29 protein-coding genes and 1 tRNA gene are annotated in these 24,757 nt (G+C 59.9%); 28 read left to right on the plus strand and 2 right to left on the minus strand.

Translation table 11 applies throughout. The annotated features are described in order from the left end of the window. Positions 1-136 precede the first annotated feature (136 nt). Positions 137-1,441 (minus strand): OprD family porin, encoded by a 1,305-nt coding sequence (locus tag M5G17_RS13725; protein WP_273893450.1) that lies wholly within the window; start codon positions 1,439-1,441, stop codon positions 137-139. Positions 1,442-1,736: 295 nt separating this feature from the next. Between M5G17_RS13725 and M5G17_RS13730 the strand changes: the two genes are divergently transcribed. From M5G17_RS13730 to M5G17_RS13740, 3 genes are all read left to right on the plus strand, one after another. Continuing rightward, a complete protein-coding gene (locus M5G17_RS13730; protein WP_273893451.1) occupies positions 1,737-1,994 on the plus strand; it encodes a hypothetical protein in 258 nt (85 codons plus the stop codon). A 256-nt stretch (positions 1,995-2,250) separates the two neighbouring features. Beyond that, on the plus strand, positions 2,251-2,676 hold the full coding sequence (locus M5G17_RS13735; RefSeq protein ID WP_273893452.1) for an HIT family protein: 426 nt from the start codon (positions 2,251-2,253) through the stop codon (positions 2,674-2,676). A 3-nt stretch (positions 2,677-2,679) separates the two neighbouring features. Then, entirely contained in the window at positions 2,680-2,886 is a 207-nt protein-coding gene (locus M5G17_RS13740) for a SlyX family protein (RefSeq protein WP_273893453.1), read from the plus strand. A gap of 62 nt (positions 2,887-2,948) precedes the next feature. On the opposite strand, the gene M5G17_RS13745 is transcribed toward M5G17_RS13740, so the two are convergent. Continuing rightward, on the minus strand, positions 2,949-3,536 hold the full coding sequence (locus M5G17_RS13745; RefSeq protein ID WP_273893454.1) for a cold-shock protein: 588 nt from the start codon (positions 3,534-3,536) through the stop codon (positions 2,949-2,951). A gap of 299 nt (positions 3,537-3,835) precedes the next feature. On the opposite strand from M5G17_RS13745, the gene M5G17_RS13750 reads away from it, so the two are divergent. The 25 genes from M5G17_RS13750 (at position 3,836) to M5G17_RS13870 (ending at position 24,755) form a co-directional block, all read left to right on the plus strand. Further along, entirely contained in the window at positions 3,836-4,309 is a 474-nt protein-coding gene (locus tag M5G17_RS13750; RefSeq protein WP_130263527.1) for a Dps family protein, read from the plus strand. A 233-nt stretch (positions 4,310-4,542) separates the two neighbouring features. Further along, on the plus strand, positions 4,543-4,872 hold the full coding sequence (locus M5G17_RS13755) for a ribbon-helix-helix domain-containing protein (protein WP_273893455.1): 330 nt from the start codon (positions 4,543-4,545) through the stop codon (positions 4,870-4,872). Positions 4,873-4,965: 93 nt separating this feature from the next. Next, positions 4,966-5,187, plus strand: a complete 222-nt coding sequence (locus M5G17_RS13760; RefSeq protein ID WP_273893456.1) for an FmdB family zinc ribbon protein — start codon at positions 4,966-4,968, stop codon at positions 5,185-5,187. A gap of 93 nt (positions 5,188-5,280) precedes the next feature. Further along, positions 5,281-7,056 (plus strand): aspartate--tRNA ligase, encoded by a 1,776-nt coding sequence (gene aspS, locus M5G17_RS13765; protein WP_273893506.1) that lies wholly within the window; start codon positions 5,281-5,283, stop codon positions 7,054-7,056. Between the two features lie 121 nt (positions 7,057-7,177). Further along, a complete protein-coding gene (locus M5G17_RS13770) occupies positions 7,178-7,924 on the plus strand; it encodes a YebC/PmpR family DNA-binding transcriptional regulator (RefSeq protein WP_273893457.1) in 747 nt (248 codons plus the stop codon). Positions 7,925-8,094: 170 nt separating this feature from the next. Next, positions 8,095-8,619, plus strand: coding sequence for a crossover junction endodeoxyribonuclease RuvC (ruvC, locus tag M5G17_RS13775; protein ID WP_273893458.1), 525 nt, complete (start codon positions 8,095-8,097; stop codon positions 8,617-8,619). Positions 8,620-8,727: 108 nt separating this feature from the next. After that, positions 8,728-9,336, plus strand: a complete 609-nt coding sequence (gene ruvA, locus M5G17_RS13780) for a Holliday junction branch migration protein RuvA (RefSeq protein ID WP_273893459.1) — start codon at positions 8,728-8,730, stop codon at positions 9,334-9,336. After that, on the plus strand, positions 9,337-10,392 hold the full coding sequence (gene ruvB / locus M5G17_RS13785) for a Holliday junction branch migration DNA helicase RuvB (RefSeq protein WP_273893460.1): 1,056 nt from the start codon (positions 9,337-9,339) through the stop codon (positions 10,390-10,392). Between the two features lie 125 nt (positions 10,393-10,517). Beyond that, the gene (ybgC, locus tag M5G17_RS13790) at positions 10,518-10,973 is read left to right on the plus strand and encodes a tol-pal system-associated acyl-CoA thioesterase (RefSeq protein WP_045193538.1); all 456 of its coding nucleotides are present in this window, start codon (positions 10,518-10,520) and stop codon (positions 10,971-10,973) included. A 2-nt stretch (positions 10,974-10,975) separates the two neighbouring features. Continuing rightward, entirely contained in the window at positions 10,976-11,671 is a 696-nt protein-coding gene (gene tolQ, locus M5G17_RS13795) for a protein TolQ (protein WP_010223192.1), read from the plus strand. 14 nt (positions 11,672-11,685) lie between these two features. Further along, a complete protein-coding gene (tolR, locus tag M5G17_RS13800; protein ID WP_130263534.1) occupies positions 11,686-12,138 on the plus strand; it encodes a protein TolR in 453 nt (150 codons plus the stop codon). Then, positions 12,138-13,214: a cell envelope integrity protein TolA gene (tolA, locus tag M5G17_RS13805; protein WP_115088304.1), complete on the plus strand. Its 1,077-nt coding sequence runs from the start codon at positions 12,138-12,140 to the stop codon at positions 13,212-13,214. Before tolR ends, tolA begins: the two co-directional genes overlap by 1 nt. Next, positions 13,211-14,512 carry a Tol-Pal system beta propeller repeat protein TolB gene (tolB, locus tag M5G17_RS13810; protein ID WP_130263536.1) on the plus strand — a complete coding sequence of 434 codons (1,302 nt, stop codon included), beginning with the start codon at positions 13,211-13,213 and terminating at the stop codon, positions 14,510-14,512. The genes tolA and tolB overlap by 4 nt, the downstream gene beginning before the upstream one ends. A gap of 52 nt (positions 14,513-14,564) precedes the next feature. Beyond that, entirely contained in the window at positions 14,565-15,062 is a 498-nt protein-coding gene (gene pal, locus M5G17_RS13815) for a peptidoglycan-associated lipoprotein Pal (protein ID WP_010223188.1), read from the plus strand. Positions 15,063-15,068: 6 nt separating this feature from the next. Further along, complete coding sequence (gene ybgF / locus M5G17_RS13820; protein WP_273893461.1) at positions 15,069-15,899, plus strand: tol-pal system protein YbgF; 831 nt, start codon at positions 15,069-15,071, stop codon at positions 15,897-15,899. A 158-nt stretch (positions 15,900-16,057) separates the two neighbouring features. Beyond that, on the plus strand, positions 16,058-16,705 hold the full coding sequence (gene queE / locus M5G17_RS13825; protein ID WP_273893462.1) for a 7-carboxy-7-deazaguanine synthase QueE: 648 nt from the start codon (positions 16,058-16,060) through the stop codon (positions 16,703-16,705). Positions 16,706-16,718: 13 nt separating this feature from the next. After that, positions 16,719-17,393 carry a 7-cyano-7-deazaguanine synthase QueC gene (queC, locus tag M5G17_RS13830; RefSeq protein ID WP_130263539.1) on the plus strand — a complete coding sequence of 225 codons (675 nt, stop codon included), beginning with the start codon at positions 16,719-16,721 and terminating at the stop codon, positions 17,391-17,393. A 61-nt stretch (positions 17,394-17,454) separates the two neighbouring features. Beyond that, positions 17,455-17,530: transfer RNA gene (locus tag M5G17_RS13835), tRNA-Lys, on the plus strand. A 298-nt stretch (positions 17,531-17,828) separates the two neighbouring features. Then, positions 17,829-18,827, plus strand: a complete 999-nt coding sequence (locus M5G17_RS13840; protein ID WP_273893463.1) for an ATP-grasp domain-containing protein — start codon at positions 17,829-17,831, stop codon at positions 18,825-18,827. A gap of 77 nt (positions 18,828-18,904) precedes the next feature. Beyond that, positions 18,905-20,044: a trypsin-like peptidase domain-containing protein gene (locus M5G17_RS13845; protein ID WP_273893464.1), complete on the plus strand. Its 1,140-nt coding sequence runs from the start codon at positions 18,905-18,907 to the stop codon at positions 20,042-20,044. A 70-nt stretch (positions 20,045-20,114) separates the two neighbouring features. After that, complete coding sequence (locus tag M5G17_RS13850; RefSeq protein WP_273893465.1) at positions 20,115-21,242, plus strand: phosphoribosyltransferase domain-containing protein; 1,128 nt, start codon at positions 20,115-20,117, stop codon at positions 21,240-21,242. Further along, on the plus strand, positions 21,232-21,990 hold the full coding sequence (locus M5G17_RS13855) for an HAD family hydrolase (RefSeq protein WP_273893466.1): 759 nt from the start codon (positions 21,232-21,234) through the stop codon (positions 21,988-21,990). The genes M5G17_RS13850 and M5G17_RS13855 overlap by 11 nt, the downstream gene beginning before the upstream one ends. Beyond that, entirely contained in the window at positions 21,983-23,077 is a 1,095-nt protein-coding gene (locus M5G17_RS13860) for a cysteine protease StiP domain-containing protein (protein WP_273893467.1), read from the plus strand. Before M5G17_RS13855 ends, M5G17_RS13860 begins: the two co-directional genes overlap by 8 nt. After that, positions 23,077-24,027: an HpcH/HpaI aldolase/citrate lyase family protein gene (locus M5G17_RS13865; protein ID WP_273893468.1), complete on the plus strand. Its 951-nt coding sequence runs from the start codon at positions 23,077-23,079 to the stop codon at positions 24,025-24,027. The genes M5G17_RS13860 and M5G17_RS13865 overlap by 1 nt, the downstream gene beginning before the upstream one ends. After that, positions 24,024-24,755: an HAD family hydrolase gene (locus tag M5G17_RS13870; RefSeq protein WP_273893469.1), complete on the plus strand. Its 732-nt coding sequence runs from the start codon at positions 24,024-24,026 to the stop codon at positions 24,753-24,755. Before M5G17_RS13865 ends, M5G17_RS13870 begins: the two co-directional genes overlap by 4 nt. Positions 24,756-24,757 lie beyond the last annotated feature (2 nt).

The raw sequence follows: 24,757 nt of genomic DNA on the forward strand, positions 1-24,757 counted from the left end.
GACCCCGCATTGTACGGGGGCGAATCGGTGGCGTACAGGATGCCGGAGCTTGACGGCGTTGTCAGCCCGAATCGAGACAAGAAAAAGCCCGGCAGTGCCGGGCTCTTTCGTACTGGGGATACTGAAAGCCCGAGGCTTACAGGATGCTCAGCGGGTACTCGACGATCAGACGGAAGTCGTTGTTGTCGGCGGTGTAGTCTGCGTTGTACGCATCGTTTGCGCGGTAGATGGCATGACGGACGCGGAACGACAGGTCTTTGGCTGCGCCTTCCTGGATCACGTACTTGGTCTCGAAGTTGAACTCGTTTTCCTTACCTTCGGTGTTGGACGTGGTCTCGATGTTGTCACCGTGTACATAACGCGCCATGAAGCTCAGGCCGGGTACGCCGTAGCTGGCCATGTTCAGGTCGTAGCGCGCCTGCCAGGATTTCTCTTCTTCGCCGATGAAGTCGGAGATCTGGATGGAGTTGGACACGAAGATGGTGCCGTTACCGTCGACACCGTACAGGTAGGCCGAGTCGCCGGTCGAGCGCTGATAGGCCAGGGTGAACTTGTGAGCGCCCAGGCTATAAGCGGCTGCCAGGCTCCACAGTTTGTTGTCCAGCTCGCCGTACAGGGCCTGACCCTGGTCCTTGGTGCGGTAGGCGTTGAAGTCGAAGTTCAGCGACTGGCTGTCATCGATCGGCAGGGTGTAGTTGAGGTTGATGTACTGCTTCTTGAAGTAGTCATCGACATCGGAAGCTGCCAGGGTACCGACGAAGTTGTCAGTGAAGGAGTAGGTGGCGCCGGCAATGTTGGCCGAGGTCAGGCCCGGGGTGTGCTTGCCGTTGATGCTGTCCTTGCCCATGCCGGTCTGCGAGCTCAGGGCGGTGAAGCGACCTGCGCTCAGTTGCAGGCCCTTGATTTCGTCGCTGGTGATCAAGGTGCCTTCGGCGACTTCAGGCAGCAGGCGGCTGTCGTCGGTTGCGAAAACCGGGCTGGCAACGAACTGGCGACCGTACTTGAGCACGGTGTCGGAGACGCGCAGCTTCACCGCGCCACCGGTCTTGCCTTGTGCGTCTTCTGGCTTGCCGTCGCTGTCGGTGCGGAACAGGCCGTTGCCGGCACGGCCTTCGCCGCCGTCGAAGCGTGCGGTACCCATGGCCATGGCGTCGACACCAAAGCCAACGGTACCCTGAGTGAAGCCGGATTCGTAGATGCCCAGCATCGAAATACCGCTGTCTTCGCGGTAGCCGTTCTTGAAGCCGCTGCTCTTGGTCGCATCAGGGACGTTGCCGGCGCCATTGCGGAAGTCGCGGTTCATGTACATTGCACGGGTTTTGACAGACAGTTTGCTGTCTTCAATAAAGCCCTTGGACTCGTCCTGAGAAGAGGCCACTGCCAACTGCGAGGTGCCGGCTGCAACAGCCAGGGCGATAATGCTCCACTTCATCACGCGCATCGTGATTTGCTCCTTTGGTTTTTAGGAAGAGTACTGCCGTCACTGTTTGGTTTTTTTATCAGTGCGGCTCTTTCTTTTTTGTGTCGGCGGAAATGTATATCACGCTGACCTGCGTTGGCGATATGGGCGTCCAGAACCTTTCGGTAACTTTACGGTCATGTCGCTAACAGTTATGTCCCTGTCGCAAACCACGCCCCGGGTTTTGCGGGCCGTACAACTCCAGCGCTGTTTCAAGCGGATTAAGGATAGGTAAAAACAATCTAGCCCCTTGCCCCCGAAACTCCCTGGTTAACCCATGCAGCTGTTGTTATTTGTCGCCTTCCACCGCATCAATGCAGGTGTCGTGCCGACTGTGGCGGATGACAATGCAACAAGCGTGCACAAAAGCGAACAGCTTCACGAATTTTTCACTTTTGCAGCCTGCAAGGTGGCTGCGGTGCCGAGAAACCGGGGGTCAAAGAACCATTGGTTAGCGCAAGTCGCGTGCGCGGGAATAAGGGTAAAAGTTGCCCGTAAAGTCAAAGCGTTACCGCAAAAGGCTAAAGCTGAGTAGTTTGTGGATGTTCAGTGGGCGAAACGGCGATGGGCGGCGTCATTTTGGTGCGAAAAGTAGCGTTTCCTCACTCAGGCAGCGTAACACCCTCTCGCCTACGGGCCTTTTCGGTCATGGAACGGGCCAAAACAGTGCATCTCTTCATTAATAAAGGCAGCGGGCAATGCCCCGGCGGCCGATCAGGAGTATCCTGCTGGCAGTGGCTCGCGGTGGTGTTGTGTGAGCAAGGTATTAAGCTGTTGTAGGAGATTTCTCTTTGTTTGCTCTGGATCAACGTCTTCAACAAGACACCCTTTACCTGGGTGACTTTCCTCTTTGTCGGCTGTTGCTGAGCAAGGATGCCAACTACCCCTGGTTTATCCTGGTGCCGCGGCGTGCGGATGTCTGTGAATTGTTTCAACTTGATGACAGTGAGCAGCAGCAACTCTGGAAAGAGACTACAAGCCTGGCGCAAATCCTCAAGGATGTCTTTAAAGCCGACAAGATGAATGTGGCAACCCTTGGTAATGTAGTTAGCCAGCTACATATGCACGTCATTGTTCGTCGGCGCACTGACCCGGCCTGGCCGGCGCCGGTATGGGGCGCTAAGCCGGCTGTGGAATACTCGCCGCAACAGTTGGTCGATATCCGTTTGCGTCTTGCCGAGGTATTGGTTGACGACTTTCAGTTCATGGAGGCTTGAGTCATGACTCTTGAAGCACGCGTGACCGAGTTGGAAAGCCGCTTGGCCTTTCAGGACGATACCTTGCTGACCTTGAACGATGTGCTGGTCGAGCAGCAGCGTGTGGTGGAGCGCCTGCAGCTGCAAATGGCAGCGCTGCTAAAGCGTTATGAAGAGATGGTCGGTCAGTACGGAGCCAGTGAAGAAGAGGCGCCGCCGCCCCACTACTAGGTTCGGGGCGTAAAAAAACCGCGATGGGCAGTGATGCCGTCGCGGTTTTTTGTTTTCGGTGATCAGCGCCGTGGGGCAGCGATCACATCTTCAGCCTGCAGGCCCTTGTCACGGTTCATCACCGAGAACTCCACGCGCTGGCCTTCGACCAGAACGCGGTGGCCTTCGCCACGAATGGCGCGAAAGTGGACGAAGATGTCATCACCCGAATCGCGGGAGATGAAACCAAAGCCTTTGGAGGTGTTGAACCACTTTACGGTGCCGGTATCGCGATTGGACATGTCGTACGACGTGCTCTGGCTGCGTGCGCGGGTGCCTTTTGCAAGTCCTGCGACCAAGTGCAGAGCGGTTGCCACTACGGCGCAGGCCAGGGCTGGCAGGTCGCCAAGCTCCGGGCGAGCCAGCAGTGTGACGATCTGCAGGGCTACGGCGATAACCAGTAAGGCGCTGGCAGCGCGTTGCAGGTGTTGTCGCACGCCACGGTAGTGTTGCGGGACCACGGGGGCGAGGACCAGGTTGAGCAGGCCGAACAGGGCCAGGAAAACAGCTTGCGGTTGCTGCAGGAAGGGAATGGCTTCGGTTCTGAGGCTGGGTATGAAGGACAGCAGCAAAGCTGCAACGCCCGTCAACAGGTGGACGATCTTGAACATGTTGGTTGGCTCACATTGATAAGGCGGATCACAGGAAGAGCTGACTTCACGGCGCGCACGGGGTTAAAAGGCGCAAAAACGTGAAAAAGGGTCAGCCTATGCGCCAGCGCAATGACTATCAGCGCGGGCGGCACGCCGCCTATTTAACAGCAAAGCCCCGGGCTTCTCAAATCAGCGGCCAACCGTGTGTCGCACGGCCTGCAGCCTTGTGTCGCAGGCGCGCGGCTGCAGGCGGCTAAAACTATTGGTACAGTGGTTCGGACCCGCTTGATCACAAGCATTGATGAAAGGGGAATTGCATGGCTATCGATATCGGTATCAGTGAAGAGGATCGCAAGTCCATCGTGGATGGCTTGTCCCGCCTGCTTTCAGATACATATGTTCTTTATCTCAAAACCCACAACTTTCACTGGAACGTCACCGGTCCATCGTTTCGCACCTTGCACCTGATGTTCGAGGAGCAATACAACGAGCTGGCCTTGGCGGTCGACTCCATCGCCGAGCGTATCCGGGCGCTGGGCTTCCCGGCGCCGGGGGCCTACTCCATCTATGCGCGACTGTCCTCTATTAAAGAAGAAGAGGGGGTGCCGGCGGCCGACGAAATGATCAAGCAGCTTGTCGAGGGCCAGGAAGCGGTCACCCGCACGGCGCGCAGTATTTTCCCGCTGCTCGACAAGGTCAGCGATGAGCCTACTGCTGACTTGCTGACCCAGCGCATGCAGGTGCACGAAAAGACCGCCTGGATGTTGCGCTCTCTGCTTGAAGGCAAATAAACACCTGATCGCTGCTCCAGCCCGGCCTTCGAACGGAAGGCCGGGCGTTTTCTAGTGTGATGGAAGTGTTTACCGACGTTTTCAGATACCTAGTCTGTTGCAGATAGAGCCTACGCGCAGAGCTTTTGCGTCTGATAGTGCCGTCTCGTTACAGGGCGCTTCATTAAGGGCATGTTCCACGGCGAGTCCTGCCGTGGTTGTGTTTCCCTTGAATAAAGTGGTTGGGTAACAGTATGTCGGTATGGATGAGTCGCCCGGGCCGCGCAGGCGGTGTGCCGCACAACAGCAATATCGACCCGTTCGCGGCCGATTTCGAAATGAACCTGGCCCAGCCGCTGTCGCGTTCAGTGCGACTCAACGGCTTTGCCACCTGCCTGCGCCTGGAGCAGATCTACTGGCGCATTCTTGAACGCATCGCCAAGGCCAATCAGTGCTCGGTCAACACGGTACTGTCCTATGTCGATCGCGAGGTGCACCTGCGTCATGGTGGGGTAAAAAACTTCAGCGGCCTGGTCCGGGTGATTTGCGTGGTGTTCCTGCTCCAGATGGAAGTGGCACGCTAGTCGGTTGCCGGGCTGCACAGCACACCTTAACCATATATAATCTCGCGCTTTAGCGCCTGAACCAGCCAGCGCTATGGTTAACGAGACACGCCTATGCCCATGTACGACTATCAATGTGCTTCCTGCGATCATCAGCTCGAAGCCCTTCAGAAGCTCAGCGCGGCGCCGCTGACCGATTGCCCGGCGTGTGAGCAACCCGCGTTGAAGAAGCTGATCTCGGCCCCGGGGTTCCGCCTGGGTGGCACGGGCTGGTACGAAACCGACTTCAAGACCGGTGCGAAAAAGAACCTTGCAGGCGGCGACAAGGCCGACTGAGTTGATTGCACCGGCAGGGTCTTGCACTATTAGCCCTTTGTGGCGGCAAGGCCTCCACTGAACATACGAATGACGAGAAGCGAAACCACCATCATGATGCGCAGCCATTATTGCGGCCAACTGAACGAGAGCCTGGAAGGTCAGGAAATTACCCTTTGCGGATGGGTCCATCGTCGCCGCGACCACGGCGGGGTGATTTTCCTCGATATCCGTGATCGCGAAGGCATGGCCCAGGTCGTCTTCGACCCGGATCGCGCAGAAAGCTTCGCCGCCGCTGATCGCGTGCGCAGCGAATACGTGGTGCAGATCACCGGCAAGGTGCGTCCGCGTCCGGCTGGCGCGGTCAACGCCAACATGGCTTCGGGCGCCATCGAAGTGCTGGGCTACGAGCTGACCGTCCTCAACGAAGCGGAAACCCCGCCGTTCCCGCTCAACGAGTACTCCGACGTTGGCGAAGAAACCCGCCTGCGCTACCGCTTCATCGACCTGCGTCGCCCGGAGATGGCCGAGAAGCTGCGCCTGCGCTCGCGCATCACCACCAGCATCCGCCGCTTCCTCGATGAAAACGGCTTCCTCGACGTCGAGACGCCGATCCTCACCCGTGCCACCCCTGAAGGTGCGCGTGACTACCTGGTGCCGAGCCGTACCCACGCTGGCAGCTTCTTCGCCCTGCCGCAATCGCCTCAGCTGTTCAAGCAGTTGCTGATGGTGGCCGGCTTCGACCGTTACTACCAGATCGCCAAGTGCTTCCGCGACGAAGACCTGCGCGCTGACCGTCAGCCGGAATTCACCCAGATCGACATCGAGACCAGCTTCCTCGATGAGTCCGAGATCATGGGCCTGACCGAAAGCATGATCCGCAAGCTGTTCAAGGAAGTCCTGGACCTGGAGTTCGGCGAATTCCCGCACATGACCTTCGAAGAAGCCATGCGCCGCTACGGTTCCGATAAGCCGGACCTGCGTAACCCGCTGGAACTGGTCGACGTTGCCGATCAGCTCAAGGAAGTCGAATTCAAGGTATTCAGCGGCCCGGCCAACGATCCTAAGAGCCGTATTGCCGCCCTGCGCGTGCCAGGTGGCGCGAGCATGCCGCGCAGCCGCATCGACGAGTACACCAAGTTCGTCGGCATCTACGGTGCCAAGGGCCTGGCCTACATCAAGGTCAACGAGCGCGCCAAGGGCGTCGAAGGCCTGCAGTCGCCGATCGTCAAGAACATCCCTGAGGCCAACCTCAATGTGATCCTCGATCGCGTTGGGGCGGTCGACGGCGACATCGTGTTCTTCGGCGCCGACAAGGCCAAGATCGTCAGCGAGGCGCTGGGCGCCCTGCGGATCAAGGTTGGTAACGATTTCAACCTGCACACTTGCGAGTGGGCCCCGATGTGGGTGGTTGACTTCCCGATGTTCGAAGAGAACGACGACGGCAGCTTCTCCGCGCTGCACCACCCGTTCACCGCGCCAAAATGCAGCCCGCAAGAGCTGGAGGCCAACCCGGCCACTGCGCTGTCGCGCGCCTACGACATGGTCCTCAACGGTACCGAGCTGGGTGGCGGTTCGATCCGTATCCACCGCAAAGAGATGCAACAGGCGGTCTTCCGTCTGCTGGGTATCGAGGCGGCGGAACAGGAAGAGAAATTCGGCTTCCTGCTCGACGCCCTGAAGTTCGGTGCACCGCCGCACGGTGGCCTGGCCTTCGGCCTGGACCGTCTGGTGATGCTGATGACCGGCGCCCAGTCGATTCGCGAAGTCATTGCCTTCCCGAAAACCCAGAGCGCCGCGTGCGTCATGACCCAGGCCCCTGGCCTGGTCGATGCCAAGGCCCTGCGTGAGCTGCATATCCGTCTGCGCGAACAGCCCAAGGCTGAGTAAGCAGACCCCGGGCGCATCCAAATGGATGCGCCTTTGCGTTAAGGCGCATGAATTTCAAGGTTCTGGTCGGGCGTGAGCGCGGCTGGGGCGTGGCATTGTTACAAAGGATTCGGAGTGCGTTATGGCTGGTCATTCCAAGTGGGCAAACATCAAGCACCGCAAAGAGCGCCAGGATGCCAAGCGAGGCAAGATCTTCACCAAGTGGATTCGTGAGCTGACCGTCGCCGCCAAGCAGGGCGGTGGCGATCCAGCCTCCAACCCGCGCTTGCGCCTGGCCCTGGACAAGGCGCTGGCAGCAAACATGAGCCGCGACATCATCGACCGGGCGGTTGCCCGTGGTGCTGGCACGGCCGAAGCCGATAACGTCGAAGAGCTCAGCTATGAAGGTTACGGCCCGGGGGGCGTGGCGGTGATGGTCGAGGCTATGACCGACAACCGCAACCGTACTGCGGCGGCCGTGCGCCATGCCTTCAGCAAGTGCGGCGGTAACCTGGGTACTGACGGCTCGGTGGCTTATCTGTTCGAACGCAAGGGGCAGATCAGCTTTGCCGCTGGCGTCGACGAGGACGCCCTGATGGAAGCGGCGATGGAAGCCGATGCCGACGACGTGGTCAGCAACGAAGACGGCTCGTTCGACGTGTTTACCTCGTTCAACAGCTTCTATGCCGTGCGCAATGCCCTGGAAGAGGCCGGTTTCAAGGCTGCGGACGCGGAAATCGTCATGCAGCCGACCACCAGTGCCGAACTCGACCTGGAGGGCGCGCAGAAGGTGCTCAAGCTGATCGACATGCTTGAAGACCTGGACGACGTGCAGAACGTCTATTCCAACGCCGAAATTCCTGACGAAGTCATGGAGCAACTCGGCTAGTTTCACGTTGTTCATTTAGGTGGGAGCGAGCTTGCCTCGCGATGCGATTGGGCGGTATTGCGTAATCGCGGGGCAAGCCCGCTCCTACTGACTCGGGGCCGGATCCGCCTGCAGTTGCATTGCACCTGCGAGCCGGTCCGGCTTCTGTTTTTACTATGGCGCAAAGACGTATGACTCTGATTCTTGGCATCGACCCCGGTTCGCGCATCACCGGTTACGGCGTGGTGCGCCATACTGGGCGCGGCTGCGAGTATGTGGCCTCCGGGTGCATCCGTACTGGTGCGGGCGAGCTGCCCGAGCGCCTGCAGATAGTGTTTCGTGGCGTGCGCGAGATCATCCGCGAGCACGGTCCGGTGACCATGGGTATCGAGCGGGTGTTCATGGCGCGCAATGCCGATTCGGCGCTCAAGCTCGGCCAGGCCCGCGGCGCGGCCATCGTCGCGGCCATCGAAGAAGGCCTGGAGATCGCCGAATATAGCGCCACCCAGGTCAAGCAGGCGGTTGCCGGCAGCGGTGGGGCAAATAAAGAGCAGGTGCAGATGATGGTCATGCACCTGCTCAAACTGACCCAGAAACCACAGATCGATGCTTCCGACGCCCTGGCCATCGCCTTGTGCCATGCCCATACCCGTTCAAGCCTGGTGCCCCACGGCCTGGGTACGGCGCGCAGCCGCAGCGGGCGCTTGCGGCTCTGATAGCATCATCTGCTGAAACAAATTTTGCCCGGGCAATGCCATCGGCCATTGCATTTGCTGTTAGGGTTGACCGGTCGCTTGCCGGTGCCCATGAGGAAGGATCGGAACGTGATTGGACGTTTGCGCGGCACCCTGGCTGAAAAACAGCCGCCGCACCTGATTGTCGATGTCAACGGCCTGGGCTATGAGCTCGAAGTGCCGATGACTACCCTGTATCGCCTGCCCAAGGTCGGCGAAGCAGTGACCCTGCACACCCATCTGGTGGTGCGCGAGGATGCTCACCTGCTTTATGGCTTCCATGAAAAGCGCGAGCGCGAGCTGTTTCGTGAGCTGATCCGCCTCAATGGCGTCGGCCCCAAACTGGCCCTGGCGTTGATGTCGGGCCTGGAGGTCGACGAACTGGTACGCTGTGTCCAGGCCCAGGATGCCTCGGCCCTGGTCAAGGTGCCGGGGGTGGGTAAAAAGACCGCCGAACGCCTGATGGTCGAGCTCAAGGATCGCTTCAAGGCCTGGGAAACCTCGCCGGCGATGTTTGCCCTGGTCCCTAATGGTCCTTTGCCGATTGCCAGCGTCTCCAGTGCTGAGGCCGATGCCGTCAGCGCACTGATTTCCTTGGGCTACAAACCCCAGGAAGCCAGCAAGGCGGTGGCCGCCGTGGATGCCAAGGGGCTGAGCAGCGAAGAACTGATCCGTCGCAGCCTGAAGGGAATGATCTAAGTGATTGAAGCCGATCGACTGATAGCCGCCAACGGGCGCGACCGCGAAGAGGTCCAGGACCGGGCGATCCGCCCCCTGCGCCTGGCCGAGTACATTGGCCAGCCGGTGGTGCGTGAGCAGATGGACCTGTTCATCCAGGCGGCCCGTGGGCGTAACGAATCCCTCGATCACACCCTGATCTTTGGTCCTCCGGGGCTGGGCAAGACCACCTTGGCCAATATCATTGCCCAGGAAATGGGCGTCTCGATCAAGAGCACCTCGGGGCCGATCCTTGAGCGTCCGGGAGATTTGGCTGCCTTGCTGACCAACCTTGAACCGCACGATGTGCTGTTCATCGATGAAATCCACCGTCTGTCGCCGATCGTCGAAGAAGTGTTGTACCCGGCCATGGAGGACTTCCAGCTCGACATCATGATCGGCGAAGGGCCGGCAGCGCGCTCGATCAAGCTCGATCTGCCGCCGTTCACTCTGGTCGGCGCCACGACCCGCGCGGGCATGCTGACCAATCCGCTGCGTGACCGTTTCGGCATCGTCCAGCGCCTGGAGTTCTACAGCACCGATGACCTGGCGACCATTGTCAGCCGTTCCGGCGGTATTCTTGGCTTGCCCATCGAGGATGAAGGCGCCTTCGAGATCGCCCGCCGGGCCCGTGGTACGCCCCGGATTGCCAACCGCCTGCTGCGGCGCGTGCGCGATTACGCCGAAGTGCGCGGCAAGGGCCACATCACCAAGCCGGTTGCCGACCTTGCGTTGAACCTGCTGGATGTCGACGAGCGTGGTTTCGACCACCAGGACCGGCGCCTGCTGCTGACCATGATCGAGAAGTTCGACGGTGGCCCGGTCGGGGTCGACAGCCTGGCAGCCGCGATCAGCGAAGAGCGCCACACCATCGAGGACGTGCTCGAGCCCTATCTGATTCAGCAGGGCTACATCATGCGCACGCCCCGGGGCAGGGTGGTGACCCGGCACGCCTACCTGCATTTCGGCTTGAACATTCCCAACCGGCTGGGCGAATCGATCGGTGGCGAAGGTTTTTCTGCTCAGGCCGATGAATGACAGATTTATCCAGCATTTCTGTGGTCCTATTCGCGGGCATGCCTCAGTCACGCTGGCAATACGACATAATCGATGAAAAACAGTTGCCGGGGCGGATTGGCAAGCTGAGGAGTTAGCACTAGAGTATGCGCGCGCAAAATGAGCTAGAGCCGTTCGCACATCGTTGTCGTGTCTATTACGAAGATACCGATGCCGGCGGTGTGGTGTATTACGTCAATTACCTGAAATTCATGGAACGTGCCCGCACCGAGCGGTTGCGTGACCTGGGCTTTGCCCAGTCGGCACTGGCACAGGACAACCTGCTGTTCGTGGTCCACTCCAGCGAAGCGCGCTATCACGCGCCTGCGCGGCTGGACGACGAGTTGCGGGTTACTGCGCAAGTGCTTGAATTGAACCGCGCCAGCCTGCGCTTCGTGCAGCAGGTATGGCGTGAAAAAGATGCAACGCTGCTCTGTGAGGGGCAGTTCCTGGTGGCCTGTGTGCGCGCCGATACGTTCAAACCCCGGGCCATCCCCCAAGCGCTGCGTGCAGCCTTTGCCGAGGCGGGCGACCCGGGTACTCATTCAAATGCAGGAGATTAAGCGTGGAAGCTAACGTCGTCGACCATACCTCCATGTGGAGCCTGGTCAGCAATGCCAGCATCGTGGTGCAGCTGGTTATGCTGATTCTGGTGGCCGCATCGGTAACGTCATGGATCATGATTTTTCAGCGCAGCACCATGCTGCGCGCCGGTCGTCGTGCGCTGGACAGCTTTGAAGAGCGCTTCTGGTCGGGTATCGACCTGTCCAAGCTGTACCGTCAGGCTGGCAGCAACCCGGACCCGGATTCGGGTGTAGAGCAGGTGTTCCGCGCCGGCTTCAAGGAATTCTCGCGTCTGCGCCAGCAGCCAGGTGTCGACCCTGACGCAGTCATGGAAGGCGTTGGCCGGGCCATGCGCGTTGCGATCTCCCGTGAGGAAGAGAAGCTTGAGCAGAGCCTGCCGTTCCTCGCCACTGTCGGTTCCACCAGCCCGTACATCGGCCTGTTCGGGACCGTCTGGGGCATCATGAACTCCTTCCGCGGCCTGGCCTCGGCCCAGCAAGCGACCCTGGCCACCGTGGCCCCGGGTATTGCCGAAGCCCTGATCGCCACCGCGATCGGTCTGTTTGCCGCGATCCCTGCGGTTATTGCCTACAACCGTTTCGCTGCCCGCAGTGAAGTCTTGATCGGCCGTTACTACACGTTCGCCGACGAGTTCCAGGCCATCTTGCACCGTAAAGTGCACACCAGCGAAGAGTGATCAGGTAAAAGCCCATGGCCCGAGTTCGCCACAAACGCAAGCCGGTCGCCGAGATGAACGTGGTGCCATACATCGACGTGATGTTGGTACTGCTGGTTATCTTCATGGTGACCGCACCGATGCTCAACCAAGGCGTGAAGGTCGACCTGCCCAAGGTTTCCAGCGAAGCCTTGCCGCAGGACAACAACGTTCAGGTCCTGACCATTTCGATCAAGGCTGACAAGACCTATTTCTGGAACCTTGGCAGCGAAGTCGACACAGACAAGCAGATGGACAAGGCCATGACCTTGCCGCAAATGACCGACGCCGTGACCAAGATCATCGCCGCCGGACGTGACCAGGGCAAGCAGACCCAGGTCTTCATCCGTGGCGACAAGTCCGTTGACTACGGCGCGGTCATGGGTGCCATGGGCGGGTTGCAGAAGGCAGGTGTCGGTAACGTTGGCCTGATTACCGAGGCGCCCTGATGCAACAGCGAGAGCCATCCGCCTCGGAAAGCTATTTCTGGCCCAGTGTCTGGGCCATTGCGCTGCACGTTCTGGTGTTCGGCATGCTGTTCGTCAGTTTTGCCATGACCCCGGAGCTGCCGCCGGCCAAGCCTATTGTCCAGGCAACCCTGTACCAGCTCAAATCCAAGAGTCAGGCCACCACCCAGACCAATCAAAAGATTGCCGGGGAAGCCAAGAAGACCGCTTCGCGTCAAACCGAAGAAGAACAGATGGAACAGAAGAAGGTCGAGCAGCAGGCAGTCAAAGCTGCGGAACAAAAGAAGGAAGAAGCGGCTCAAAAGGCCGAAGAGGCACGCGCCGAAGCCGAAGCGAAAAAAGCCGAGCAGGCCGAGAAGGCCGAGGAAGCGAAGAAAACCGCCGAAGCCAAGAAAGCCGAAGAGGCGAAAAAGGCCACCGAGAAGCAACAGGCCGACATCGCCAAGAAAAAAGCCGAAGAGGAAGCCAAGAAAAAGGCTGACGAAGAAGCCAAGAAGCAGGCGGCTGAAGAGGCCAAGAAAAAAGCAGCCGAGGACGCCAAGAAGAAGGCGGCCGAGGATGCCAAGAAAAAAGCAACGGCTGAAGAGGCGAAGAAGAAAGCCGCTGAAGACGCCAAGAAGAAAGCTGCGGCAGATGCGGCCAAGAAGAAGGCTCAGGATGCAGCCCGCAAGGCGGCGGAAGACAAGAAAGCCCAGGCCCTGGCCGAGCTTCTGTCCGATACCACCGAACGGCAGCAGGCCCTGGCTGACGAGCAGGGTGATCAGGTAGCCGGCGACTTCGACGATCTGATTCGTGCACGTGCAGCCGAAGGCTGGGCACGTCCGCCTTCTGCGCGCAAGAACATGACGGTGGTCCTGCAGATCGGCATGTTGCCCGATGGCACCATTACCTCGGTGAGCGTAGCCCGCTCCAGTGGCGATGGTCCGTTTGACAGCTCGGCTGTTGCAGCGGTCAAGAACATTGGTCGTTTAACCGAAATGCAGGGCTTGAAACCGAGCGAATTCAATCCCTATCGTTCATTCAAGATGACATTCACACCTGAGGATCTAGCCTTGTGATTAACCTTCTTCGAGGACTGCTGGTCGTTCTCTGCTGCGCAGCAGGGTTGGCCGTAGCAGATGAAAAGAACATTCTGGTCACCAGCGGCAGCGATCGCGCCACGCCGATCGCCGTCGTGCCGTTCGGTCTGCAGGGCGGCAGCGTGCTGCCCGAAGACATGGCTGACATCATTGGTAATGACCTGCGCAACTCCGGTTATTACTCGCCCATCCCGCGGCAGAACATGATCAGCCAGCCAAGCCAGGCCAGCGAAGTGATCTTCCGTGACTGGAAAGCCCTGGGTGCCCAGTACATCATGGTCGGCAGCATCGTCCCTTCGGGCGGTCGCCTGCAGGTGCAGTACGCCCTGTTCAACGTCGCCACCGAGCAGCAAGTGCTGACCGGCAGCGTCTCGGGCAGTGTCGATCAACTGCGCGACATGTCCCACTACATCGCTGACCAGTCGTTCGAGAAGCTCACCGGCATCAAGGGTGCGTTCTCCACCCGCATGCTCTACGTGACTGCCGAGCGCTTCTCGACCAACAACACCCGTTACACCCTGCAGCGTTCGGACTACGACGGTGCCCGGGCGGTAACCCTGCTGCAATCGCGTGAGCCGATCCTGTCGCCGCGTTTTGCACCCGATGGCAAGCGCATTGCCTATGTGTCGTTCGAGCAGAAGCGTCCGCGCATCTTTGTTCAGCACATCGATACCGGTCGCCGTGAGCAGATCACCAACTTTGAAGGCCTCAACGGTGCGCCAGCCTGGTCGCCGGATGGTTCGCGCCTGGCGTTCGTGCTGTCCAAGGACGGCAACCCGGACATCTACGTGATGAACATGGGGTCGCGCCAGCTGTCGCGTGTGACTGCAGGCCCGGGTATCAACACCGAACCGTTCTGGGGTAAAGATGGCTCGACCATCTACTTCACCTCCGACCGCGGTGGCAAACCACAGATCTACAAAACCAATGTTTCCGGCGGTGGTGCAGAGCGGGTAACTTTTGTGGGTAACTACAACGCCAACCCTAAACTGTCGGCGGATGAAAAGACCCTGGTGATGATTCATCGCCAACAAGGTTTCACCAACTTCAAAGTGGCTGCACAAGATTTGCAGCGCGGCAGTGTAAAGATTCTCTCCGAGACAAGTCTTGATGAGTCACCCACTGTTGCGCCCAACGGCACCATGCTAATCTACGCCACCCGCCAGCAGGGCCGGGGAGTCTTGATGCTCGTGTCTCTCAACGGACGCGTGAGGCTCCCGCTTCCTACCGCTCAAGGCGAAGTCAGAGAACCGTCCTGGTCCCCTTACCTGAACTGACGCGGCGCTTTACGTTGTACTTAACACACTGGGGTTCATTAGGAGTTTCACGATGGAAATGCTGAAGTTTGGTAAGTTTGCTGCGCTGGCTCTGGCCATGGCCGTAGCTGTAGGTTGCTCCTCCAAAGGCGGTGACGACGCTGGCCAAGGCCAAGTCGACCCTAACGCTGGCTACGGTGCCAACACTGGCGCTGTTGACGGCAGCCTGAGCGAAGAAGCTGCTCTGCGCGCAATCACCACCTTCTACTTCGAATACGACAGCTCGGACCTGAAGCCAGAAGCCATGCGCGCTCTGGACGTTCATGCCAAGGACCTGAAAGGCAACGGCGCTCGCGTCGTGCTGGAAGGTAACACCGACGAGCGTGGTACTCGCGAATACAACATGGCTCTGGGCGAGCGTCGTGCGAAAGCCGTTCAACGCTACCTGGTACTGCAAGGCGTTTCTCCTGCCCAGCTGGAACTGGTTTCCTACGGCGAAGAGCGTCCAGTTGCTACCGGTAACGACGAGCAGTCCTGGGCTCAGAACCGTCGCGTCGAACTGCGTAAGTAATTCGATATGCGAACGTGCCGTCGTGCTGTAACCGTCCTGGCTCTCACCCTGCCTCTCATGGCCTGGGCTGAGGTTCCTGTTGTTGATGACAACGCAGGCTATAGCGGCGCAAGCAGCTATCCGCCCGCGGGTTATGGTACGAACGGCGCCTATGCCGGGGGAGGGGTTACGGCCCCTGCCTCGGCACAGGGCCAGCTGTTCATGCAACTGCAGCAAATGCAGGAGCAGATTGCGCGTCAACAAGGCATCATTGAAGAGTTGCAAAATGATGTGTCACGCATGAAACAGGAGAGCCTGGAGCGTTACCAGGACCTGGATCGGCGTATTGGAAGCGGTGTTGCACCTGCCGCCACTCCTACCAATTCCCCAGCCGGTGGCGAAGCCGCTGCCGGTGCTGCTGCAGGCGCCGCCGCGGGCGCAGCCACTGGCCAACAGCCTGCCGCCAGCAGCGAACCTGGCGATCCGGCGAAAGAGAAGCTCTACTACGACGCTGCTTTCGACCTGATCAAAGCCAAGGATTTCGACAAGGCCAGCCAGGCGTTCAACGCCTTCCTGCGCAAGTACCCGAACAGCCAGTACGCCGGCAACGCCCAGTACTGGCTCGGTGAAGTCAACCTGGCCAAGGGTGACCTGCAAGGCGCAGGGCAGGCCTTCGCCAAGGTCAGCCAGTTGTATCCCAAGCACAACAAAGTGCCGGATTCGCTGTACAAGCTGGCCGATGTCGAGCGTCGCCTGGGTCATACCGACCGGGTCAAGGGCATTCTCCAGCAGGTGGTCACCCAGTACCCGGGTACCTCGGCTGCGCAACTGGCCCAGCGCGACCTGCAAAAGCTCTAAAGCACTTGCTTTAAAAGAAACCCGCGCTCGTCGCGGGTTTTTTCGTTAGAATCATCGCCCTTTTATGAAACACGCTGCTGCGAACTACGCGATGACGGGTTTGCAGCGGTGCCTGACGGAGGCGGACAGCCTGTTTAGCTGTTACGCCCGTGGCGACTATGCAAGACACATTACGCATCACCGAAGTTTTTTACTCTTTGCAGGGTGAAACGCGTACCGCTGGGCTGCCCACGGTATTCGTTCGCCTGACTGGCTGCCCGTTGCGTTGCCAGTACTGCGACAGCGAATACGCCTTCAGCGGCGGCAGCATTCGCACCCTCGATTCGATCCTCGAACAGGTCGCCGGATTCCGTCCGCGCTATGTCTGTGTCACCGGCGGTGAGCCGCTGGCCCAGCCCAATGCCATTGCTTTGCTCAAGCAGCTGTGTGACGCCGGTTACGACGTTTCGTTGGAGACCAGTGGTGCTCTGGATATTTCCAAGGTCGACACCCGGGTCAGCCGTGTGGTCGACCTGAAAACCCCGGGCTCCGAGGAAGTGCACCGCAACCGTTACGAGAACATCGAACTGCTGACCCGCAACGATCAGGTCAAGTTCGTTATCTGTTCCCGTGAAGACTACGATTGGGCGGTGTCCAAACTCATTCAGTACGGCCTGGAAAGGCGTGCGGGTGAAGTATTGTTCTCGCCGAGCCACCACCAAGTGAGTGCCACGGACCTGGCCGACTGGATCGTGGCCGATAATTTGCCGGTTCGCTTTCAGATGCAGTTGCACAAGCTGCTGTGGAATGACGAGCCGGGACGCTGACAGGAGTGATGCAATGACAGACAAACGTGCGGTAATTCTGCTTTCCGGGGGCCTGGACTCGGCCACCGTCGTCGCCATGGCCAAGGCCGAAGGCTACAGCTGCTATACCATGAGCTTCGACTATGGCCAGCGCCACCGTGCCGAGCTCAACGCTGCGGCGCGGGTGGCCCGCGACCAGGGCGTGGTCGAGCACAAGGTCATTGGCCTGAACCTGGACGGTATCGGTGGCTCGGCCCTGACTGACAGCAGCATCGATGTGCCCGAGGCGCCGAGCGAAGGCATCCCGGTAACTTATGTGCCGGCGCGCAACACCGTGTTTCTGTCCCTGGCCCTGGGCTGGGCAGAGGTGCTTGAAGCTCGCGATATCTTTATCGGCGTCAATGCGGTGGATTACTCCGGTTACCCGGACTGCCGTCCGGAGTTCGTCGAGGCCTTCGAGCGCATGGCCAACCTGGCCACCAAGGCCGGCGTCGAAGGCAACGGCTTCCGCATCCAGGCACCGCTGCAGAACATGAGCAAGGCGCAGATCGTCCAGGCTGGTATGGCTCGCGGCGTTGACTACAGCCTGACGGTTTCCTGCTATCAGGCCGACGATGAAGGCCGTGCTTGCGGTAAATGCGACAGCTGCCGCCTGCGTGCTGACGGCTTCAAAGCCGCCGGTGTAGAGGACCCGACCCGATATTTTTAAATTATTTTGCGATGGGGTGTTGATTTCCTGTTAGAAATCAGTATTATACGCGCCATCCAACGGGTCGTTAGCTCAGTTGGTAGAGCAGTTGGCTTTTAACCAATTGGTCGTAGGTTCGAATCCTACACGACCCACCATACGCTGTAAGAGAAAGCCCGCGTCCTGCAAAGGTCGCGGGCTTTTTCGTTTCTGCTGCTTGCTACTTTTCAGGCAAGGTGGTGCACAGTTCACAATATTGGCAATCTGCAAAGATTCGTACATATGGTTTCAAATTGTCTTGCAGTCTGCGCAGACCAAATGTCATTGCTTGAGTAATATATCGCCACAGTTTCCCGTTGATACGTACCATCAGGTCGCGTCAACGCTTCCCCCGCAATGACTGCTGTCCCCGTCACGGGCTTCACCCGCGGCCGGGTAACTATTTAAGGATGAAATGTGATCTGGTTTCTCGAGGGGCAGTCCAGCCAAAGGGACATCATTCTGGGCGCTCGTGAAGCGCTTGCACCTGAAATCCGGATATTCGCCTCGCACCGTCAGGACCGCCCGGAAATCACCGGGCTGGCAGATGTCAGCCTGCGTGAGCCAAGCGATGACCAGGAGCGGCTTGACTGGGTCATCGCCACGGCTCGGGAGCAGGGCATCAAGGTCATCTTGGTGGGCCGGGGCGGCAGTGCCTTCGAGGCTTTCCGTGAGCGCTTCGAGGCCGAGAACCTGCAGTTGGTCACCGGTGGCATGTCGCCGCGCACCTTCGAGCTGGTCGACGACAAGAGCAAGTTCACCGCTGAGGCGCAGCGCGCAGGCCTGGCCTGTATCCCGGCGATCACTGTTACCAGCGCCCAGGAGCTGAGCAGTGCCTACGAAGCCCTCAGCGCTCTGGGTGAAGTATGTGTGAAGCCGGCCGTGGGTATCTATGGACAAGGTTTCTGGCGCTTCAAGCCTCAGGCCGATGCGTTTCGCTGTTTTGCCAATCCCGACTCCCGGGAAGTGAATTTCGACACATATCTGCAGGCTTACAGTACCGAGGCAGAGCGCCCGGCGCTGCTGGTGATGCCCTATATGCCCGGTAGTGAATGTTCGATCGACATGGTCTGCGAGGCCGGACTTGCGGTCGCGTATGTCGGGCGGCGCAAGCAGGGCCTGCATCAGACCTTCGAAATCGACTCCCCGGCAGTAGCACTTGCCCTGAAAGCGGCAGCGCATTTTCAGTGCGATGGTCTGGTCAATGTCCAGACTCGGGATGACGCGGCGGGGACCCCCCATTTGCTGGAAATCAATCCGCGCTACTCGGGCGGTATTGGCTATACCCGCGAAACCGGCATCAATCTGCCCGGTATTTTTGCCGCGCGGCGCTTGGGGCTGCCTGAACCGGTCGCAAACTGGCGTGCGGGCGTTCGGATCAAGGCCGTTACCGTAGCCGTGCCAGTAGCATCATGATGTTAAGTTGACACAGCATATTTGATACCATCGTGCCCAAAGGAATTCTGGGTAACGATACAGGGAGAAAAAAAGGGATGATCGTGCTGGCACCAGGGGCGAATTCGGCTTTATCGGGCACACAATGCGCCTGGTCGCTGGAATGCAGTGGCACGCAGTCGTTTGGCGAGTACGCAGCTGTTGCCTTGCTTGCGGTTGACGAGAAACGTCAGCCCAAAGGCGAGCCTGCGCTGTTTCACCAAACCCAGGACTGGATGGAGTGGAAAGGCAACCAGGAGAAGGTTCGCTGCGACCTTAATCTGGCCAAGCTTCCTGCCGGTGCAGACCGGGTCTTGCTGATTGTCTACAGCTTCTCTGCTGCCGGGCCGGTGAGCGCGCTGCGTTCGTTGCGCCTGCAACTCGACGAACAGCTCGACTTCAGCCTCGAGCTGGGCGAACACGGTGAGTCTGCGATCATCATTGGTGAGTTCTACTGCCGCCATCAGCAGTGGAAGTTTCGTGCACTGGCCGAAGGCTCGGCCTACGGGCTTGCCGCCCTTGGCCGGCGCCTGGGGGTGAACATCGATGACGCCCACCCGCATCGACGGCCCAATGCGCCTCATCGTTCGGCGCCTGGTAGTGGTAGCACGGGCACCGGCTTTGCTGTTTCCTCGACCCACCTGCTGACTTGCGCGCATGTCATCGAAGACATGCAGGAAATCCATATAGCCTCGTTTGAGGGGCGTCACCGTGCCGAGCCCGTCGTGGTCGACCGGCGCAACGATCTCGCGATTCTGCGCGTGCAAGGCGCGCCGGCATTCAAGCCGGTGTCCTTCAAGGACGGCCAAGGCTGTGACCTTGGTGAAAATGTCGTGGCGCTCGGGTTTCCGCTTGCTGGCCTGGCCGGTGGTGGCGTTCACGTTACCCAGGGTGGTGTGTCAGCGCTGTTCGGGCTGCACAACGACGCCAGCCTGCTGCAGTTCACTGCGCCAATTCAGCCTGGCTCCAGTGGCAGCCCTCTATTTGATGGAACCGGGGCCGTGGTCGGCATGGTCACTTCCACCGTTCCCGACGCTCAGAACATGAATTTTGCCGTGAAGGCCGGGCTCGCCCTGGCCTTTCTCGATGCCTGTGGCATCCCGGTATCCCGTACGCCCTCCGGCAGGTTGTTCAGCACCGCTGAAATGGCCCGTGAAGCACAACAATCCCTTTGGCGAGTCGAGGCACGCAACCCGTAACCGCACGTTGATTTGAAACCAAGGGAATAGGCGCCCGGTCTTCGACCTCGCGCCAATTTAGGAATAGTTCATGGAATGTAAAGTAGTACCCACATCCCTTAGCGCCACACTCATGCGCGGGCTGCTTGAAGTCGAAGTCGACGAGGCCATGCTTGCGCCCGAGTCGCTGTTCGGGTTCGCCGAGCGACGTAATCCAAAGCGCGCATTCCTCTTCGTCTCGAAGGTTCTGGGCCGCCATATTCCGGTGCGTCCGTCGCTGATGGCGGCAAGTTTCGACAGCCTGGCCGCGCAGATCCCCGCCGATCTTCCAGGCCCGGTACTGGTGATCGGCATGGCCGAAACGGCCGTGGGCCTGGGAGCCGGTGTCCACCGCGCCTACAGCGCAACCCGGGCTGATTCGATGTACCTGGTCAGCACCCGTCACCCGGTTGGCACTGAGCTGTTCACCCGCTTCGAAGAAGAGCACAGCCATGCCAGCGCCCACCTGATTCACTTGCCGGTCGACCCCGACGTACGCGAGCTGATGCTCAACGCCCGTTCGCTGGTGCTGGTCGATGATGAAGCCTCGACCGGCAAGACCTTTGTCAATCTGCACCGCGCTTTGGTCGATGCCGGACTGTCGAAGATCGAACGGGTGGTCACCTGCGTGCTCACCGACTGGTCTGCCGGCGCTGTCAGCGAGTGCATCGGCGAGTCCGCAACGCAGGTTTCGCTGGTAAAGGGTTCCTATCGCTTCCACGAAGACAGCTCGGCGCCACTGCCACAGATGCCGGATGTCGGCACGGTGTCGGTCGGCGAATGGCCTTTGTCCTCTGCCAATGACTGGGGGCGTCTTGGTGTGCGCTCGGTGGACGACACCCTGGCGCCAGACCTGCAGGTCAAGCCTGGGGAGAAGATCATCGTCATCGGTACCAGCGAGTTTGTCTGGCGTCCGTTTCTGCTGGCCGAACGACTTGAACGAGCGGGTGCGGATGTGCATTTCAGTTCCACCAGCCGTTCACCGATCGCCCTTGGTCATGCTATCGACCATGCGCTGTCGTTCTCCGATAACTACGGTCTGGGCATTCCCAACTTCATCTACAACGTGAAGCCCGGGCAATTCGACCGCGTACTGATTTGTAGCGAAACCCCAGCACAGGCAGTGCCTGCATCACTGGTGCAAACCCTGAAGGCTGAGGTCATCGTCGATGGGCAATAAACGTCCCCTGGTATTCGTCGACCTTGACGATACCCTGTTCCAAACTGCCCGCAAAATGGCTGCCGACGCACCCCGTTTCCCGGCAACGGCGGATGTTCATGGCCAACCCAATGGCTACATGAATCCGACTCAGCTGTCGCTGGTCAACTGGCTACTGGCTACAACGGACGTAGTGCCGGTCACCGCCCGCAGTGTCGAGGCCTACAGTCGCGTGCAGTTGCCCTTCACTCAGGGCGCGATCTGTTCCCATGGCGGGGTGATACTGGGCGTTGACGGCACGCTCGACCCAGCCTGGAATGCGCGCATGAGCGATACGCTTTGCGCCTTTCAGGAACGTCTGCCGGCCTTGAGCGAGGTCACCTTGGCGATTGGTGAGGCGATGGGCATTTCTCTTCGTGGCTGGGTTGTGGAAGAAGAGGGCCTACGTCATTACGTGGTCACCAAACATAACGAGTCCAATGACCAGGTGCTGTCTGCGGTGCTGGCTGAAGTTCAGGCGCGCGGCCTTGTCGAGGGCATGCACATTCACGGCAATGGCAACAATCTGGCATTCCTGCCTGAGGGGCTGAGCAAGCGCGTGGCCGTGCAGGAGTGGTTGCGTCGCGATCGTCTGGCCCATGGCGAACGCCCGGTGCTGGGCTTTGGTGACAGCATCACCGACCTGGGTTTCATGGCCGACTGTGATTTCTGGGCCACACCGGCTCGCAGCCAGTTGGCCAAGGCTGTGGAAGGGTTGATTCATGTCTGAGCTCTTGAGCGCCCTGGACACGGTAGGTAGCGGTAGCTACGCCGCCGGCGACGTGCATTTTCTCCTGCAGCCGGTGCGTATGGAGGCTACCGAGGTCGAGGAAAAGGAGCGGCTGATCCAGACCAACCAGAAACACTACTCCGAAATGATCAGTCAGGAGCATGCGCCTTCTGCTGTGCACAAGAGCCTCTATGCCCGCGCGCTTGAGCAGAACGGCCAGCGCATGGCCAACGATGTCCAGGCGCTGGCCCTGGCCCTGGATGCTGCGTTCACCGGCCCGAGCATTGCCCTGGTGTCCTTCGTGCGCGCCGGCTTGCCGCTGGGCGTGCTGCTGCGCCGGGCACTGGTGGAGAAAGGACGCGACGCCCACCACTATGGGGTGAGTATTGTCCGTGACCGGGGCATTGACAGCGTGGCGCTGGAAGCGATCATTCAGGCGCATGGTGCCCAGAACATCGTTTTCGTCGATGGCTGGACCGGCAAGGGCGCGATTTCCGGCGAGCTCGAACGCGCTCTGGGCGCTGATCGTCGATTCCCCCAGCAACCACGCCTGGTGGTGCTTGCCGACCCTTGTGGGCGTGCCTGGCTGGCCGCATCGGCCGATGACTGGGTGATTCCCTCCGGCATTCTCGGTGCCACCGTCTCCGGCCTGGTTTCTCGCTCCATCTGGCCAGCCCAGGGCGGGCTGCATGGTTGTGTGGTCTATAACCACCTGCATGAGCACGACGTGACCCGCGATTTCGTTGACCAGATCGAGGCCCAGCGCCGCCTGCTCGGCAGCGTTCATCCAGCGACTCCATGGACCCGCGAGCAGCAGCATGCATTGCAGCATGCCGCGCAGTCGGTGGTTTCTACCCTGGCCAAGCGTTTTGCGATTACCAACATGAACCGGGTCAAGCCCGGGATTGCCGAGGCCACGCGCGCGGTGCTGCGCCGGGTTCCGGATCACGTGCTGGTCAGAGACCGTAGCGACAGTGACGTGCAGTTGCTGATGCACCTCACCGAGCGTGCCGGGGTGAGCGTGGAGGAGGTCGGTAGCGATCTTGGGCCGTACCGTGCTGTGACCATTATCCGGAGCGTGAACTGATGAAAGAGATTTCTCCGTTCGCCCTCGGGGCAACCCTCTACATGCCGGCCACCCGCAGTGACATCCTCGACGTTGTTTATGGCCGCAAGCTGGCAGAGCTTCGTTCGCTGGTGGTCTGCCTGGAAGACGCGGTTGCCGAAATCGATGTCGAAACCGCGCTTAGCAACCTGCAGTTGCTGCTTCAGGCCATCGATCAGCAAGGTGGGCGACCGCAGGCTGGTCCGCTGCTGTTCGTTCGTCCGCGTGATGCGGCAATGGCGACGCGGCTCAACGATTGGGCGCTGATGAAGCACGTCGACGGCTTCGTCGTGCCCAAGCTGACCCTGCACAACCTTACGGCCTGGGAGCATGCGGTGACCAACCCGCAGCTGTTCCTCATGCCGACCCTGGAAACCGCTGATGTCTACAACCCAGGTGCCATGGTGGAACTGGGGCAGGCGCTGAAGGCTAACCTCGACCAGCGCATCATTGCCCTGCGCATTGGCGGCAACGACCTGATGGGGTGCCTCGGGCTGCGGCGCAATCCGCTGACAACGTTGTACAACACGCCGATGAGTTACGTGATTCCGATGCTTGCCGGGATTATGGGCGCCCAGGGTTTTGCCCTGACGGCACCGGTTTGCGAGCAGCTGGAGTCACCTGATTTGCTGCGCGAAGAGCTGGAACTGGACATCGCCCACGGGCTGGTGGGCAAGACTGCGATTCATCCTTGTCAGATCAGCATCATCCAGGAAACCCTGCGGGTCAGCCTGGACGACCTCAACAGCGCCAAGTTGATCGTCAACGACGTGGCGCCGGCGGTGTTCCGCCACAACGATGCCATGTGTGAACCGGCCACCCATTTCAAATGGGCTCTCAACATTCTTGAGCGCGCCAAGTGGCATGGGGTCAAGCCTGCGGATGCAGCAGGCGCTGAACAGCCGATGCGCCTGGCCGAGGCGATGCGATGAGTCAGGACATGCTGGCCATGGGGCCTGAAGGAGCCAAGGTGCTGTCGGTGTTCGATTTCGACGGCACCCTGACTCGTCATGACAGCTTCATTCCCTTCCTCAAGTTTGCTTTCGGCAAGCGTGAGTTCACCCGCCGCTTGCTGCGCCTGACGCTGCCGAGCCTGCGCTATGTGGCCCGGGGCGTGAGCCGCGACGAGCTCAAGGCGCAACTGATCAGCACCTTCTTGACCGGCGTCGAGGTGCAGTGGGTTGCGCGCAAGGCCGAGCAGTTCCATGAGCTCGCCTGGCCTCGGTTGATGCGTCCTGCGGGGCTGCTGGCGGTTGCTGCCGAGCGCGAATCGGGAGCCCAGGTCACCCTCTGCTCCGCATCGCCGGCCCTGGTGTTAAAGCCCTTTGCCGAGCGCCTGGGCATCCAGTTGATCGGCACTGAGCTGGAAGTCATCGACGGGCGCCTGAGTGGCCGGATCGTTGGCAACAACTGCCGTTGCGAGAACAAGGTACTGCGCCTGGAGGCCGTCTATGGGTCGTTGAGCCAGTACCGCCTGCGGGCCTGGGGCGACACGCGGGGTGATCGTGAGTTGCTGGCGGCAGCGCAGGACGCCCATTGGCGTCATTTTCATCCGGCATGGCGGCGCAGCCCGCTGCGCTCAAGCACAACAGGTCAGCAGCCGGCAGTCAGAACGGCAGCTGCCTCACAGAGCAAAACTGAAGATCAACAAGGAGCGTAATC

The organism is Pseudomonas rubra (assembly GCF_028656935.1).
Classification (GTDB): domain Bacteria; phylum Pseudomonadota; class Gammaproteobacteria; order Pseudomonadales; family Pseudomonadaceae; genus Aquipseudomonas; species Aquipseudomonas rubra.

Coding starts and splice junctions, on each gene's coding strand:
- M5G17_RS13725 (WP_273893450.1), bottom strand. CDS start 1,441: ATGCGCGTGATGAAGTGGAGCATTATCGCCCTGGCTGTTGCAGCCGGC.
- M5G17_RS13730 (WP_273893451.1), top strand. CDS start 1,737: ATGCAGCTGTTGTTATTTGTCGCCTTCCACCGCATCAATGCAGGTGTC.
- M5G17_RS13740 (WP_273893453.1), top strand. CDS start 2,680: ATGACTCTTGAAGCACGCGTGACCGAGTTGGAAAGCCGCTTGGCCTTT.
- M5G17_RS13745 (WP_273893454.1), bottom strand. CDS start 3,536: ATGTTCAAGATCGTCCACCTGTTGACGGGCGTTGCAGCTTTGCTGCTG.
- M5G17_RS13750 (WP_130263527.1), top strand. CDS start 3,836: ATGGCTATCGATATCGGTATCAGTGAAGAGGATCGCAAGTCCATCGTG.
- M5G17_RS13755 (WP_273893455.1), top strand. CDS start 4,543: ATGTCGGTATGGATGAGTCGCCCGGGCCGCGCAGGCGGTGTGCCGCAC.
- M5G17_RS13760 (WP_273893456.1), top strand. CDS start 4,966: ATGCCCATGTACGACTATCAATGTGCTTCCTGCGATCATCAGCTCGAA.
- aspS (WP_273893506.1), top strand. CDS start 5,281: ATGATGCGCAGCCATTATTGCGGCCAACTGAACGAGAGCCTGGAAGGT.
- M5G17_RS13770 (WP_273893457.1), top strand. CDS start 7,178: ATGGCTGGTCATTCCAAGTGGGCAAACATCAAGCACCGCAAAGAGCGC.
- ruvC (WP_273893458.1), top strand. CDS start 8,095: ATGACTCTGATTCTTGGCATCGACCCCGGTTCGCGCATCACCGGTTAC.
- ybgC (WP_045193538.1), top strand. CDS start 10,518: ATGCGCGCGCAAAATGAGCTAGAGCCGTTCGCACATCGTTGTCGTGTC.
- tolR (WP_130263534.1), top strand. CDS start 11,686: ATGGCCCGAGTTCGCCACAAACGCAAGCCGGTCGCCGAGATGAACGTG.
- tolA (WP_115088304.1), top strand. CDS start 12,138: ATGCAACAGCGAGAGCCATCCGCCTCGGAAAGCTATTTCTGGCCCAGT.
- pal (WP_010223188.1), top strand. CDS start 14,565: ATGGAAATGCTGAAGTTTGGTAAGTTTGCTGCGCTGGCTCTGGCCATG.
- ybgF (WP_273893461.1), top strand. CDS start 15,069: ATGCGAACGTGCCGTCGTGCTGTAACCGTCCTGGCTCTCACCCTGCCT.
- queE (WP_273893462.1), top strand. CDS start 16,058: ATGCAAGACACATTACGCATCACCGAAGTTTTTTACTCTTTGCAGGGT.
- queC (WP_130263539.1), top strand. CDS start 16,719: ATGACAGACAAACGTGCGGTAATTCTGCTTTCCGGGGGCCTGGACTCG.
- M5G17_RS13845 (WP_273893464.1), top strand. CDS start 18,905: ATGATCGTGCTGGCACCAGGGGCGAATTCGGCTTTATCGGGCACACAA.
- M5G17_RS13850 (WP_273893465.1), top strand. CDS start 20,115: ATGGAATGTAAAGTAGTACCCACATCCCTTAGCGCCACACTCATGCGC.
- M5G17_RS13855 (WP_273893466.1), top strand. CDS start 21,232: ATGGGCAATAAACGTCCCCTGGTATTCGTCGACCTTGACGATACCCTG.
- M5G17_RS13860 (WP_273893467.1), top strand. CDS start 21,983: ATGTCTGAGCTCTTGAGCGCCCTGGACACGGTAGGTAGCGGTAGCTAC.
- M5G17_RS13865 (WP_273893468.1), top strand. CDS start 23,077: ATGAAAGAGATTTCTCCGTTCGCCCTCGGGGCAACCCTCTACATGCCG.
- M5G17_RS13870 (WP_273893469.1), top strand. CDS start 24,024: ATGAGTCAGGACATGCTGGCCATGGGGCCTGAAGGAGCCAAGGTGCTG.